This is a genomic window from Dulcicalothrix desertica PCC 7102, from assembly GCF_003991905.1.
Classification (GTDB): domain Bacteria; phylum Cyanobacteriota; class Cyanobacteriia; order Cyanobacteriales; family Nostocaceae; genus Dulcicalothrix; species Dulcicalothrix desertica.
Genome location: NZ_RSCL01000008.1, coordinates 396,108 through 410,192, shown reverse-complemented (window position 1 = coordinate 410,192; position 14,085 = coordinate 396,108). Strand labels below are relative to the sequence as shown.

Annotated in this window: 12 protein-coding genes; 4 read left to right on the top strand and 8 right to left on the bottom strand. The window is 40.2% G+C overall.

The features are described from left to right. Positions 1–296, top strand: a 296-nt coding sequence (locus DSM106972_RS53565) for a hypothetical protein (protein ID WP_233787899.1), incomplete at its 5' end; no start/stop codon positions are given. Here the strand turns inward: DSM106972_RS53565 and hisIE are convergent. Next, the gene (gene hisIE, locus DSM106972_RS19270; RefSeq protein WP_127082212.1) at positions 256–903 is read right to left on the bottom strand and encodes a bifunctional phosphoribosyl-AMP cyclohydrolase/phosphoribosyl-ATP diphosphatase HisIE; all 648 of its coding nucleotides are present in this window, start codon (positions 901–903) and stop codon (positions 256–258) included. The genes DSM106972_RS53565 and hisIE overlap by 41 nt on opposite strands. Positions 904–1,044: 141 nt before the next feature. Further along, positions 1,045–1,230, bottom strand: a complete 186-nt coding sequence (locus DSM106972_RS19265) for a ChaB family protein (protein ID WP_127082211.1) — start codon at positions 1,228–1,230, stop codon at positions 1,045–1,047. A 106-nt stretch (positions 1,231–1,336) separates the two neighbouring features. Here DSM106972_RS19265 and hemL point away from each other — a divergent pair, with 106 nt between their 5' ends. Further along, positions 1,337–2,635 carry a glutamate-1-semialdehyde 2,1-aminomutase gene (gene hemL / locus DSM106972_RS19260; protein ID WP_127082210.1) on the top strand — a complete coding sequence of 433 codons (1,299 nt, stop codon included), beginning with the start codon at positions 1,337–1,339 and terminating at the stop codon, positions 2,633–2,635. Between the two features lie 35 nt (positions 2,636–2,670). Here hemL and DSM106972_RS19255 read toward each other — a convergent pair whose 3' ends face one another. The 4 genes from DSM106972_RS19255 to DSM106972_RS19240 form a co-directional block, all read right to left on the bottom strand. Further along, complete coding sequence (locus DSM106972_RS19255) at positions 2,671–2,970, bottom strand: CU044_2847 family protein (protein ID WP_127082209.1); 300 nt, start codon at positions 2,968–2,970, stop codon at positions 2,671–2,673. Between the two features lie 101 nt (positions 2,971–3,071). Then, positions 3,072–3,959 carry an SWIM zinc finger family protein gene (locus DSM106972_RS19250; RefSeq protein ID WP_127082208.1) on the bottom strand — a complete coding sequence of 296 codons (888 nt, stop codon included), beginning with the start codon at positions 3,957–3,959 and terminating at the stop codon, positions 3,072–3,074. Positions 3,960–4,079: 120 nt separating this feature from the next. Beyond that, positions 4,080–8,723 carry a sll1366 family intein-prone helicase gene (locus DSM106972_RS19245; protein ID WP_127082207.1) on the bottom strand — a complete coding sequence of 1,548 codons (4,644 nt, stop codon included), beginning with the start codon at positions 8,721–8,723 and terminating at the stop codon, positions 4,080–4,082. A 60-nt stretch (positions 8,724–8,783) separates the two neighbouring features. Beyond that, positions 8,784–9,026 carry a hypothetical protein gene (locus tag DSM106972_RS19240; RefSeq protein WP_127082206.1) on the bottom strand — a complete coding sequence of 81 codons (243 nt, stop codon included), beginning with the start codon at positions 9,024–9,026 and terminating at the stop codon, positions 8,784–8,786. A 137-nt stretch (positions 9,027–9,163) separates the two neighbouring features. Between DSM106972_RS19240 and DSM106972_RS19235 the strand changes: the two genes are divergently transcribed. Beyond that, positions 9,164–11,314 carry a polyribonucleotide nucleotidyltransferase gene (locus tag DSM106972_RS19235; protein WP_127082205.1) on the top strand — a complete coding sequence of 717 codons (2,151 nt, stop codon included), beginning with the start codon at positions 9,164–9,166 and terminating at the stop codon, positions 11,312–11,314. A 148-nt stretch (positions 11,315–11,462) separates the two neighbouring features. Here DSM106972_RS19235 and DSM106972_RS19230 read toward each other — a convergent pair whose 3' ends face one another. Then, the gene (locus DSM106972_RS19230; protein ID WP_127082204.1) at positions 11,463–12,998 is read right to left on the bottom strand and encodes a PrsW family intramembrane metalloprotease; all 1,536 of its coding nucleotides are present in this window, start codon (positions 12,996–12,998) and stop codon (positions 11,463–11,465) included. A gap of 295 nt (positions 12,999–13,293) precedes the next feature. On the opposite strand from DSM106972_RS19230, the gene DSM106972_RS19225 reads away from it, so the two are divergent. Then, complete coding sequence (locus DSM106972_RS19225) at positions 13,294–13,557, top strand: DUF3146 family protein (RefSeq protein WP_019495151.1); 264 nt, start codon at positions 13,294–13,296, stop codon at positions 13,555–13,557. 102 nt (positions 13,558–13,659) lie between these two features. Here DSM106972_RS19225 and DSM106972_RS19220 read toward each other — a convergent pair whose 3' ends face one another. Continuing rightward, positions 13,660–14,076, bottom strand: coding sequence for a pre-16S rRNA-processing nuclease YqgF (locus DSM106972_RS19220; RefSeq protein ID WP_073622653.1), 417 nt, complete (start codon positions 14,074–14,076; stop codon positions 13,660–13,662). Positions 14,077–14,085 lie beyond the last annotated feature (9 nt).

Below are 14,085 nucleotides of genomic sequence, written 5' to 3'. Positions count from 1 at the left end.
TATTAGTATGTTTATTTACTAATGCCAGTACGTATTTATGTAATATTTTATGCGACATTCTGAAGTGCGGAATATGGGTTTTAAATTTAATTGAAAATCGGTGCGTGACGCTACATGTCTTTTCCGTGCTGCTCAAATTTTTTCAAAGCGCCACCCAACCTACGATTATTACTAGGTTAGGAACGGGCAAAGATGCCCATTCCACAAGACAGAGTATTAAGCATCCGTTACATCCGCTCTCAGGAGTTGCCAAAATTATCGGCGCCTTTCTTGGAGTTTCCTATATACGTCTTTAATATCTACTTTATGATGCGCTAATGCGACCATTGTGTGATAAAATAAGTCGGCAACTTCGCCAGCAATTTCTTCGGCATTATCATCTTTGAACGCCATCACAACTTCGGCGCCTTCTTCACCAATTTTCTTCAAAATCTTATTGTCGCCACCTGCAAACAACTTACATGTGTAAGAGCTTTCGTTAGGGTTATCGCGACGGTCACAAATTACTTGAAATACTTGAGATAAAGTGTCTGCTGGAGGGGGAATTATGTTACCATCAACTTGGTGGAAGCAACTGCGCTCTCCGGTGTGGCAGGCTATATCACCAATTTGTTCGACGCTGACTAAAATAGCGTCGCTATCACAATCGTAACGAATACTTTTTATCTTTTGCGTATGGCCTGATGTGGCACCTTTGTGCCAAAACTCTTGACGCGAACGACTCCAAAACCAAGTTTCTCCCGTTTCCAAGGTTTTTTGTAACGATTCGCTGTTCATCCAAGCCATCATTAACACTGTACCATCCAAGTAATCTTGGACAATGGCAGGTACAAGACCCTTTTCGTCGTAACGAATCTTATCAGTTGGGATAGCGTTGCGTAATGAATGTGACTCAGAAAACATACCAGTTGCTCACAGGGCCAGAATGATTCATTCAATCAACATACCATTCTTGGCAAAACAACTGGCAACTTTTTATTTTTTTGTACCTTCTACTTTTTTTAAATCCAGGATGATTTATTCACATTTGATTTCAATCAAAACTTAAACACCAACACCTCTATGCACTGCCGCTTGCATTCTCACAGCGCTTCGAGCGACTTGGTGAGCTTTGGAGGCTTCACCATACCAGTGTACAGCCGAATTAAAGGCTGCTCTATAGACATCCTGGCACTCTTGTGATAGAGAGCGAATTTCTACAGGTAAGTCTTGATTACATTTGTATAACATATTGTTATTTTTTTGGTTCAGCTATTCTTTTACAATATAGAGTTTAAGGTATTTTTGCGCCTATCCTAGGATAGAGCTTCATTTATAGCATCGTAGGAGATAACCCTTGGTAAATACCACGATTAAAACCACAAAATCACAAGAAATTTTTGAGAAAGCTCAAAACCTAATGCCCGGTGGAGTTAGCTCTCCTGTCCGCGCGTTTAAGTCTGTCGGTGGACAGCCTATTGTGTTCGACCATGTGAAAGGCGCCTACATTTGGGATGTAGATGGCAATCAATACATCGACTACGTAGGCACATGGGGGCCTGCAATTTGTGGTCATGCACATCCCGATGTTATAGGCGCCCTCCATACCGCTCTGGATAAGGGTACCAGCTTCGGCGCCCCAAGTCTTTTGGAAAATGTTCTCGCTGAAATGGTTATCGATGCTGTACCAAGTATTGAAATGGTGCGCTTCGTTAACTCTGGTACAGAAGCCTGTATGGCGGTACTGCGGTTGATGCGCGCGTTTACTGGACGCGATAAAGTCATTAAGTTTGAGGGTTGTTATCACGGTCACGCTGACATGTTCCTTGTTAAGGCAGGTTCGGGTGTGGCGACACTTGGTCTTCCTGACTCACCAGGAGTACCAAAATCAACTACTGCTAACACTCTCAATGCACCATACAATGATTTGGAAGCAGTAAAAGCATTATTTGAACAAAACAAAGACGAAATCGCTGGTGTCATTCTTGAGCCTGTTGTCGGAAATGCTGGGTTTATTACTCCTGATGCTGGCTTTTTAGAAGGACTCCGCGAACTTACTACTGAACACGGCGCCTTACTTGTGTTCGATGAAGTTATGACTGGTTTCCGCATTGCCTATGGTGGCGCTCAAGAAAAGTTCGGCGTTACACCTGACTTAACTACTTTAGGTAAAGTTATTGGTGGCGGTTTACCTGTAGGTGCTTATGGTGGGCGCCGGGATATTATGTCAATGGTGGCGCCAGCAGGGCCAATGTATCAAGCAGGAACTTTATCGGGTAATCCTTTGGCGATGACAGCAGGTATTAAAACACTTGAGTTATTACAAAAGCCAGGTACTTACGAATATCTCGATAAAATTACTAAAAAGCTCGCTTCGGGTTTATTACAAGTTGCCAAAGAAACAGGGCATGAAGCTTGTGGCGGTCAAATTAGCGGTATGTTTGGTATGTTCTTTACGTCTGGGCCTGTACACAGCTATGAAGATGCGAAAAAGTCCGACACCGCTAAATTCGGACGTTTCCATCGTGGAATGTTAGAACAAGGCATTTACTTGGCGCCTTCACAGTTTGAAGCTGGGTTTACTTCCATATCGCATACTGATGAAGATATTGAACGGACTCTTGCTGCTGCACGAGAAGTAATGTCAAGTTTATAAGTAATGAGTGCTGAGTGCTGAGTTTGGGGAGGTGATTAGCTTCCCCATTCTAAGGTGATTTCTAGGTTTGCTGTATTGGTGCCTTTGGCTAATACAGCAGTTAGTCTACCTGAATCTACACCGATTTCTACACCAAACTTAACACTCGCTTTATCAGGCTTAACTTTTTGCACTGTTTCTGAAATTTCTTTAGCCAAAGATTCGATGGCGCCAGTAACCTCACTAAACGGTCGAGTTTGCAACCCAATTTTACGGTCGCCTATCGAAGTCGCCTCAACTCGAACTACTGTACCATCCGTAAGCTCAACAGAAATTATTTTGCTTTGAAATTCCATCTTTGTTACACATACTTTCTATGCCTTTATAGCATTTAAGCACATGTTACAAATATAACTCTTATCACAATGACAGCACGGTAGTTTGAATAAACAAAATACTAATTTTTTCCTTCCCCAACATTCATTGCCGCAATAACAGCTTTTTGACTAACGTCTTTGTAAAGACTATCTAAATATCTCATTACAATATCAGCTGTTGAAAAGTTTGGTAAACTTTCTTCATCTTTGGCTAAAGGAATTGGGCCTAAAACATCTAAAATCATTTCACCCGTAGATGGTGCGATTACAACTAGAGAAGATTCTAGGGGTTGATTGTATTGCCAGTAGGTATCAAGATTAACGGGGTATTTCTGTGTAGGTAGTGATTCTTGAGTATTAGTTACTTCTGGTGGATTAATATCATCACTTTTATTTTCTTCCGACGTATCATCAGTTGTATCTATACCAATGTTTTTACCGCGCAGCTTGCGTAAATTGCTAATAACTTCTGCCTTGGTGCGTCCGCGTAACTGGAATAATACAAATGGGTCTTCGCTGAATCTATCACCTAATTGATAGTAAACAGCAGCAACATGCTTACAGGGATTTGCTTTATCGGGACATGAACATTTACTTTTGACATCTGACAGTGTAAATGGAAATAGTGACAAACCATTCGCAGTAAAAACTTGCTCGATATTTTGGGGCATTTCTCCAGCTAACAATTTTGCGGCAAAAATTGCCTTTTGTGACATAGTTTCAACTACGTAACCCCATTCTTCATCACTAAAATGGTCAATAGAGAGCGATACACTGTAAGGTTCAACTTCGCTTCCTTGTACCTTTGCCAGAACTTTGGCGCCTTTAAATTCGATACTTAAAACATTACCTTGACGTGAGTAATTTCTCGCACGCTCTAAACGCTTCTTAAAACGATAAGAATCAAGTAATTCTAGCCACCTTTGTGACCACCATTCGCGACTTGCTTGTAAAGTATAATCAGACATAAGAAAGTTAGGAGTTAGGAGTTAGGAGTTAGGAGTTTAGAATCTCTGAGCCTAATACATAAACGCAAGCTTTGTAGGTTGGGTTACGCAAAGCCTTCACCCAACCTACAATTCGTGTAATTATTCGTCGTCAATTACGGCGCCTCTATCGAGAAGGAGTAAATCGCGTAGTTGGTTGGTGTCTAGTTCGGTTAACCATTGTTCTCCGGCGCCTACTACTTGTTCTGCTAATTGCTTTTTGCTTTCTATCATGTCGTGGATTTTTTCTTCGAGTGTTCCAGTACATACAAATTTATGGACTTGGACATTACGAGTTTGACCTATCCGAAATACACGGTCGGTTGCTTGGTTTTCTACGGCAGGGTTCCACCATCTGTCAAAGTGGAAAACATGATTTGCGCGCGTTAAGTTTAAACCAACACCTCCCGCTTTTAAGGATAAAATCATTACTGGTGGACCTTGGGGGTCATTTTGAAAACGGTCTATCATTTCTTCGCGCTGTTTTGTGCTAGTACTTCCGTACAAAAAGAATATTTCGCGTCCTAGCTCTTTTTCTAAGTGTGGTTGAAGTAATTTACCCCACTCGGCAAATTGCGTAAATATTAATGCTCTATCTCCTTCTGCTAAGGCAACATCTAACATTTCATCTAATCGCTGTAGCTTGCCTGAGTCTTTAATATTTATTGAGTTTTGCTTTAGGTATTGAGCAGGGTGATTACAAACTTGTTTGAGTTTGACTAATAGTGCCAAAATCATACCGCGTCGCTGTAGACCTTCTGCTTCGTCAATTTGTGCTAAAGATTCTTCTACTACTTGTTGATATAACTTCGCCTGTTCAGAAGATAGTCCGCAGAAGACTGTCATTTCTTGCTTTTCTGGCAAATCTTGGATGATTTCACGGTCTGTTTTCAGGCGCCGTAATAAGAAAGGTTGTACCAAAGAGCGCAATTGACCTAGAGATGAAGTATCACCGTATTTTTCTACGGGTGCTGCAAACCGTCGCTGGAAAAATTGTTTATTGCCTAAATATCCTGGGTTGAGAAAATCTAAAATTGACCAAAGCTCTTGCAAACGGTTTTCTACAGGTGTACCCGTTAAGGCAATACGGAAAGTAGTTTCTAGTTGTCGTACTGCCTGTGATTGTTTTGCATCGGAATTTTTAATATTTTGCGCTTCGTCTAATACTATAGTTTGCCACTCAACGGTTTGTAGCAATTTTAAATCGCGATGAACTAATGAGTAGCTGGTAATTAGCACATCATGCTTTTTAACTGCGGTTTCAAATTGTTTTCCTTTTGCACGCTTATCACCGTGATATTGTAAAACCTTTAAAGTTGGGGCAAATTTCTTAAATTCACGTTCCCAGTTTCCTAACACTGAAGTTGGGCAAACAAGCAAGGTTGGTTTTTCAAGTATTTGTTGTTCTTTGAAATGTAGTAGAAGCGCAATGAACTGCACTGTATTGTGGCAAATAATATTATTTGCTACAAAATTGTGATATTTACTCACTTCAAAGTCGTAGACCCAACCTTCATAGTCAATATCCTCTATGCTTTCGATTTTGCAGTAAAACACCTCTTGATTAAGCAGATGTTGTAAAGATTGTTGGGTTACTGTTAAGTATTCCAAATTTAAACTTGAGTAAGCTTCCAGAGTTTTATTTGTCCACTTTGAAGTTTTTAATTGCCGATACTCTTGTAAAGCCTCTCCACTGATAACTTTATTTAAACCTACTACTACCTGTTGCAAACTCTCTTTGGAAAACTGCTGCGTTCCATTAATATACACTGTGTTATGCATACCAAAATGTCGCAACGGCAAACCTGTTGTTTTAATTACTTCTGCTACGATATCAGAAGCTGGAATTCCTTCTACATTAGTATTGCTTACTACCTGGCAAATTCTTTCTAACTTCTGCTGTTTTTCTGCAATTCCAAACCCAATTTCTTCTAGAAACCTGCGGGCACTATTACCACCAATAGTACCAATATAGTAGGTACGATAAATACCAGAACCATTTGTAGCGCATTTCTGCTTTGGTGCTATTCGCATCCAAATTCCAAAGCGTCGTAGTAAAGTAGAAAGCTGCTGAATAATCATCTGCGAGGCAGAAGATATTTCAATGCTTCGCATACTGTAAATAACAGAACCTTCTGCGTCAAAATAATTGCGTAAGAATATACGCGCGCTCCTCAAGTCCGCTTGCATGACGAAAGACGGAATCATTTTTTGTGCTGATAAATTACCCCATTGATAGCCCCTGTTTTCTAAAAAGCGTTGATAGGAACAACTACATAATGATAAATATGAAACTCCATTTCTTTTGTCGAGCAGAATTGAGGGGTGATTTATCTTAATACTATATTTTTGACTCAATCTGAAGAGTGTAAGTTGCAAATCTTCTAATATGGTCACATCTTTTTGGCTTACTCTTAATCTTGCCTCTTTTTTGTTTTCTTCTCCTTCAGAAATTTGCCAAGCAATAAATTTTACTAAATCAGGGTCAAGAGATTCTCCTTTCCAAAGTAACTTAGCTGGCACACAAACATAGTCTCCTACTCGTAACTCATTTGTCCAACCTTTATTCGTTAAAAGTTTATGCTGACGAGTGATAGTTATATGGCTACCATCTTCCAAAGTTACTTTTCGTAACTGTTCTCGCACTTCTTGCCGATATAAACGCGCTACTGGCGCCTGTACGATTTTGTTATTGTCATCAATAGAGTTTACAAGTAAATAATCTGTTGGACTTGCCCAAAAACCTTCACCGTCAAATGCTGTTTCCCCAGCATAGCTGTTCCAAATTTCCTCTGCTGTGGTGATTTTCCCATTTACGTACATTAAAGTGTCATTTTTAACGCACTTACCGAGACCCATATCGTCCGCAAGACAGGCGCCTAAACCCCAACGTTCAAGAAAAGCTAACCAAGCAACACCGCGTTCTTGATACGGACGTAATTCTCCTTTAAAGTCTTTGGGTGTAGGTAATGGGGCTATAGCTTTATTATTAGTTAAGGCTGTTACTAATTCTTGTAAGGCGCCTGAAGCTTCAAAGCTGACTACTGGTAGTTTTTCTATTGTTTGAGTATCACCACTACTTAAACGCAGTGCGTCTTCGAGTGATAAAGACATTTGCTCTTTTCGAGAAGCAAAAAAGTTTTGCGCTGTTTTTATATCATTTGGACGCAATTCTACCCATTCGCCGTTAATTTCCACCAATGGACTATTTAATGCCACTAGCTTATCGAATTCAGCTTTGGAAATAGTCTGACCACCAATTGCTAACTGCCATTCAAAATTTAATAATGATTTTAAGTTGAGGCGCCCTGGCTGTTGAAGTGTTTGGGCGGTTATTTTTAGTCCTAAACGGTTTGCCCAGCCTTCGCGGTTTGCCAAACTTGGTGGTAATATTACTCCTAAACCGCTATCTTCAAAACGCCAAGCTACAGCTTTAATAAACTCATAAGCTTGCATTGGGGTGATAGGGCAAGATGTGGGCGCCTCGTTATCAAGATTTTCGGCAAGATGTGGATATAACCGCGAAGCTAATCCTAAACCGCGTAAAAATGTTTCTTGCGGCTGTTCAATATTACGATTTTGATATGTAAAGCTTTCAACTGGGTGTTGCCAAACTGTTGCTGCGTCAATTAAAAACTCAGTATCATCGGTTGCTTGCAAAAAATACGCTAAACTCCACTCTGTTTCCCCAGGTTCAGGAGAACGCAGTTCAAAACATGTCCGAAATAGCGTTTTGCCAGCTAACTGATATTCTAAGGGCATTTTCCAAGCTTTGAGTGCAGCTTGTACACGCTCCATTTCTGAGGCAGTTGCACTATTTTGATTTGATGAGGGAAAAGGTGTTAATCCTTGTAACCATTGTCTTACTGGCAAAGGTAAACCTGCTATTAAACGAGCTTCTGCTGCACCCAAAGGACTTACCATCCCTCGGACTTGAGTATCAATAATCGTATTTAGAAAGTCCAGTAATATTTTTTGCGGTTCAATAGGAATAATTGTAGAGACGTGATTAATCACGTCTCTACCATTACCGTCTTGATACGTTCTACAAGCGAGGGGCATTTGTTGCGAAAATTTTTCTAATCGCGAGGTATCAATTGCACTATCTAAAAGCGCTTGCCACTTAGAAACGAAAGAACCGTCAGATTTTTCTAGGCTTGGTAAAAATTTACAGCGTGAGATTAAATCTAAACTCCAACGTGCGATTTGTGACCAAAAGCGTAAATCTCCCCCTAAATAGTAACTTTTTAGAGAGGCGCCTGTTTCAACATGTAAAGGTAGGGATGCCAGAAATTTAATAGTATCTGCTGGTTCTAGACAAAATCCTTCTATGTGCCAAGGTTGTAGTTGTACTGTTTGGGTGTCAAGGGTATCAGCGATTGTTCCAGAATGTAGTACTGATATTTCAAATGTCTGTTTGTTTGAGCCTTGTGTTATGTAAGTTGGTAAAGCAATGATTTCTTTGCTACTCGGTAAGCTGATTTCTACTGTCGCTGTTGCTTTACTTCGTAGGCGCCCTGAAGTTTTGTTTTGCTCAATATTTACTGGGTATAATGATTTTGGCAGTGTCACTCCAAGAGTTTGCATCCATTTCAATAACTCGGATGGCGCCATCAAGAGCGGATTTAATAATATATCATCTCCAACTTGAGTAGATATTGATTCTTGGACTCGCCAAGTTTCACCCCAAATAAATAAACAACTATTTTGACTTTTATATAACCAAGTTCCGTGTAATATTGCCATCTGCCAGACACTAATAATTACTAAATAATATTTGGTTCACTGCGCGACGTAGATTTTTAATTATAGCTTGTCATCAATTAAGAGTAGCGCTTGTATTAAAACGATGTCTCGTGGCTCTTTGTAGGGTTGGTAGCCAATATTTTCTAACTCGGCTACCTGTTTTAAGTACAAGCGCATCTGTTCTACTACTTTGATTGTACAATGGGCGGGCTGCTTAAACATAGGCGCCCAAAACCTTTGTGAGGTACAAAATAATTCTACATGTAAAGTAGAAGCAAAATTGGCTACAATATGCTTGAACATTGAAAAAACTAACAAACGGCGGAAAAAGTTATAGATATTTACTCAAAAGTCTTAACTATAATAACTACCAGCCATAGTACATAAATGTTAGGATTGCCTTACTAGAGAAAAGAGATCGTAGAAGGAAAAAAAACTGAATGGGAGAATTTGAGAAGTCAATATCCTTTGATGGACGGGATATTCGACTGAAGGTCGGCTTGCTTGCTCCCCAGGCTGGTGGGTCTGTTTTGCTACAATCTGGGGATACGGCGGTTCTAGTAACAGCGACGCGCTCGCAAGCCAGAGAAGGCATCGATTTTCTACCTTTGACCGTAGATTACGAAGAAAGACTGTATGCAGCAGGTAGAATTCCTGGAGGGATGTTACGGCGCGAAGGACGACCACCAGAAAGAGCTATTCTGACAAGTCGTTTAATTGACCGTCCACTACGTCCTCTTTTTCCGTCTTGGTTGCGCGATGACCTGCAAGTGGTAGCATTGACGCTCTCGATGGATGAATTAGTACCACCTGATGTATTGGCAGTTACAGGCGCCTCAATTGCAACGCTGTTAGCAAAAATTCCATTTAATGGCCCAATGGCAGCCGTGCGCGTCGGCTTGGTAGGTGATGATTTTATCATCAACCCTACTTATGCAGAAATTGAAGCTGGTGACCTTGATTTAGTTGTTGCAGGTTCGCCTGACGGTGTAATCATGGTGGAAGCTGGCGCCAATCAACTGCCCGAACGCGATATTATCGAGGCAATCGAATTTGGCTATGAAGCGGTGCAAGATTTAATTCAAGCACAGCGCGATTTATTAGCTGAACTAGGAATTGAAATAATTCAAGAAGAACCTCCATCCGTAGACCAAACGTTAGCGAACTTTATTCGCGAACGTGCTACAGGTGACATCAAAAAAATCTTGGCACAGTTTGAATTTACTAAAACTGAACGCGATGCCGCTTTAGATGAAGTCAAGGATGCCATCAAACATGCTATAGAGGAAATGTCGGAAGAAGACCCGATACGTTTAGCTGCTGTAGCAGATGGTAAAGCGCTTGGTAATACTTTCAAAGAAATTACCAAACACTTTATGCGGCTTCAAATTATTGAAGATAATGTTCGTGTGGATGGTCGTAAACTCGACGAAGTACGTCCTGTTTCCTGTCAAACTAGCATTATTCCCAAGCGCGTTCATGGTACTGGTTTATTCAACCGTGGACTAACCCAAGTTTTGTCTGCATGTACTCTTGGTACTCCTGGTGATGCTCAAAATTTGAACGATGATTTGCAGGTAGACCAAGAAAAACGCTACATGCATCATTATAATTTCCCTCCTTTCTCTGTTGGAGAAACTAAACCCATGCGGGCGCCAGGTCGGCGGGAAATTGGGCATGGTGCTTTAGCAGAAAGAGCCATGTTACCTGTACTACCACCTAAAAACGAATTCCCTTATGTTATTCGTGTGGTTTCTGAGGTTTTATCTTCTAACGGTTCTACCTCAATGGGTTCGGTATGCGGTTCTACCTTAGCCTTAATGGATGCAGGTGTACCAATTATTAAACCTGTTAGCGGCGCCGCAATGGGTTTAATTAAAGAAGGCGATGAGGTGCGTGTACTTACTGATATCCAAGGTATAGAAGATTTCTTGGGTGACATGGACTTTAAAGTAGCTGGTACCGACTCAGGAATTACTGCCCTGCAAATGGACATGAAAATTTCTGGGTTATCGATGGAAGTAATTGCTCAAGCTGTTCATCAAGCCAAAGACGCACGCTTACATATTCTCGGTAAAATGTTGGCTGCTATTGATAAGCCACGCACGGAAATGTCGCCGTTTGCCCCACGTCTACTTACCATTAAGATTGACCCAGACATGATTGGTCTGGTCATTGGACCCGGTGGTAAAACGATTAAAGGCATTACCGAAGAAACTGGCGCCAAAATCGATATCGAAGATGATGGTACCGTTACTATTTCTGCTATCGATGAAAATAAAGCCAAGAAAGCACGCAATATTGTTCAAGGCATGACACGTAAACTCAATGAAGGTGATGTTTACGTAGGTCGTGTGACTCGAATTATACCAATAGGTGCTTTTGTAGAATTTTTGCCTGGTAAAGAAGGCATGATTCACATTTCCCAGCTTGCTGATTATCGTGTTGGCAAAGTTGAGGATGAGGTAGCTGTTGGTGATGAGGTGATTATTAAAGTACGCGAGATTGATAACAAAGGTAGGATCAATCTCACTCGCTTAGGTATTCATCCTGACCAAGCTGCTGCTGCACGCGAAGCTGCTACTAAGTAGGCGCGGATAATGTAAGGGCGGGTTTACTATACTAGTAGTGTAGTTGTAGGATATCTGTTAACCCGCCCTTACAGTCGGGCTATACTAGTAGTGTAGTTGTAGGATATCTGTTAACCCGCCCTTACAGTCGGGCTATAGTAGGGGTGAGCTAAAATCCTTCCAGTTCAGCTTTCTCCATTTCTGACACTATTTGTTGACTGCGATTTAAGTATGTAACAAATAGTAAAATGGAGAAGCCAAGAATAGCAAAACCAATTAGTCCGCTAGAAAAAGTATTGTAACTTCCATGTAACACAGCAGAAATCGTTAGACCGATAAATAATATTGAACCTTTTCGGGACGGGTTAATTGCTGCTAAACCAATAAAATATCCAAATATACCTGCCCAGATGGCATGATACAAAGGTAAAGATACAAATCTAATCGTATTTATTAGTACATAAAAGCCAAAATCGCTTTGCCCAGTTGCAAGACTAATTGCGTATTTATAAGAATATTGAACACCTTCTGCAACGGCAAATCCTAAACCTGACATTGCTCCATAAAATGCGGAAGTAAACGGGTCTTGTAATTTACCTGGACGTAGTAAAAATAAGTAAACTGGTAAAGCTTTACATGCTTCTTCTAAAACACCGACTCCCAAAATAAAACCAATTAGTTGGGGTATGAGTGCTTCTTGGCCGATTGCACTGTAAAGAAATGTAAATGGGGGTACTCTTTGGAAAAATAAAAGTATTGGAATACCGATGAACGCTGTAAATAAGCTACATCTCAGCGTATTTCCCCAGGAGAATGCTGCTGGCTTGAGCAAATCATACAGTACTACTCCCCAAATAGATGAATAATAAATACCTAATATAAAAGCTATTAAACCAAGACCGGATGTTCTAGCGATTAAACTTATCCCTAAAGGAAATAAACCAAAGAATAAAAGTAGTCTAACTGTATTACTATTATATAACTTACCGCTAAGAACATCTTTGAATGGTACTACCGAGTCAAACTTGAACGTTCGCAGCATTGCTAAAAATTCTGGGTTTGCTGGCGCCTGAGAAGTTGGTATTATCGGTGTTAGCTTACCTTCACCAACATTAAACTCTTGAAACCAAGCAGGCATTTCTTGCTGTAGTTCTCTACCGTAAACTTTAATTGTTTTAATTGATTGAATTTTTAATCGCACTAATTCTTTACGAAGAATAGCTGTTGATAGCGATTGATTAGGAGTTTGAGATGATTCTAATAATATTTGTAAACAGTTATCTTTAATAGTAATTTTTGCAATATTAATATTTTGTTTATAAAAAGCGGTATTTAAAATTTTTGCTATTGCTTCAACATTTCCAGAACTCGCAAGCTGTTTAAGTTCTTGTTCTTGTTGAGACGCATTTAAGTTATCTAAACTAAATTCAGCATTCCAACAAGGTAGATTTTCACTTCCTTGCCATGCGTAAATTTTAACTGTTTTGATAACGCTGGCGCCTAATTTCGTCATTCCATGACGGATAAATGCAACCGAACTTGTTTGGTCGGGTGGTTGATTTGATTTCAGCCAAACTTGTAAGCAATTATCTTGAAGAAGCGCTTCGACACTAATACCATGAGCTTGGAAAGAACGATTCAACAGTGACGTTATTGCCTTGGGGTCACCTTTTTTTGCTTGTTCGATTATGTTTGGCGGTGTCATAACATATTACATTGAGGAGAATTAGAAGCGAGCTTACTACTCCCAAAATGGCTTTGCTATGTATTTTTCTACAACCGCAAAAATACGCAACTACTTAAAGGCATTTTTGCTTGATCTGTATCATGAGTATTATGTCTAAATACTAGTTACATTTATATTTGTTTTATAAATTTATGACAAACGACTTAGGTACTGTACAAGTCAAATCACAATATTTGATGTAAGTTAGTTAAATGTACAGCGATGTACGGTCATAATTACGTAACTAAGTAAAAGAATCCAATTAATTAATGCTGTGAGTGCCAAACGTCTACCTGAAACTACTGCCCATGTTAGGGTTATACGCCAGTCTTGGCAGCAAGGCTTACTTGAAGGCGAAGTGCGCGCGGGCGAATTTGAGTGGCAGTTCCAATGGCATTTCCGCCAAGGGGAACTGACTGTTAAACCTTCTCAAGGTCGAGCATTAATTAAGGAACCGCTTGGTCGCTTTTTGGAGCAAAAGGATTATCAACTTGAACCAGGAGGTGATTATGCGTTTACTATTCGTGCCGATTTATGAAAAAGTAATGAGTGCTGAGTAATGAGTGCTGAGTATGACTAGGAGAGTTACAAAATATACTCAGCACGAGCGCATTTTCTACTCAGAACTATTTATTCAGCACTATTTATGAGTTAGTCGGCTTAAATATCGTTCGATGAGCAAAATCGCTACGATATCGTCGATTGGTCGCGGAGGTTGACGCATACCTTGGGGTAAAAGTTTATTTAATCCTTGGGGTGGATACATTTGCCAGTAGCGGTCACGCGCTTCTAAGGTTGTATAACGTTCATCTACCAAAATAATATTTATTGTTTCCGTCAATTCGTCGTTTAACTTTTTTTTCCATTGTTTTGCGGTGGTTTGGTCGCCCATTACTAGTAATGTTATGGGGTATTTTTGCCGCAGTTGGATGATTTCTACAATCGCAGAAGGCGCCGGAACAACTTCATGGTAGTATAACTGGCGGTCTAGTCCCATTACCGCTACACCACATTTATCTTTTCCAGGGTCAAAACCTAGAATCATTGGTTGTGTCATAAAAGTTAT

Bases quoted from the DNA above. Each gene is read 5' to 3' on its own strand.
- hisIE (WP_127082212.1), bottom strand. From the start codon at position 903: ATGTTTTCTGAGTCACATTCATTACGCAACGCTATCCCAACTGATAAG.
- DSM106972_RS19265 (WP_127082211.1), bottom strand. From the start codon at position 1,230: ATGTTATACAAATGTAATCAAGACTTACCTGTAGAAATTCGCTCTCTA.
- DSM106972_RS19255 (WP_127082209.1), bottom strand. From the start codon at position 2,970: ATGGAATTTCAAAGCAAAATAATTTCTGTTGAGCTTACGGATGGTACA.
- DSM106972_RS19250 (WP_127082208.1), bottom strand. From the start codon at position 3,959: ATGTCTGATTATACTTTACAAGCAAGTCGCGAATGGTGGTCACAAAGG.
- DSM106972_RS19245 (WP_127082207.1), bottom strand. From the start codon at position 8,723: ATGGCAATATTACACGGAACTTGGTTATATAAAAGTCAAAATAGTTGT.
- DSM106972_RS19240 (WP_127082206.1), bottom strand. From the start codon at position 9,026: ATGTTCAAGCATATTGTAGCCAATTTTGCTTCTACTTTACATGTAGAA.
- DSM106972_RS19235 (WP_127082205.1), top strand. From the start codon at position 9,164: ATGGGAGAATTTGAGAAGTCAATATCCTTTGATGGACGGGATATTCGA.
- DSM106972_RS19230 (WP_127082204.1), bottom strand. From the start codon at position 12,998: ATGACACCGCCAAACATAATCGAACAAGCAAAAAAAGGTGACCCCAAG.
- DSM106972_RS19220 (WP_073622653.1), bottom strand. From the start codon at position 14,076: ATGACACAACCAATGATTCTAGGTTTTGACCCTGGAAAAGATAAATGT.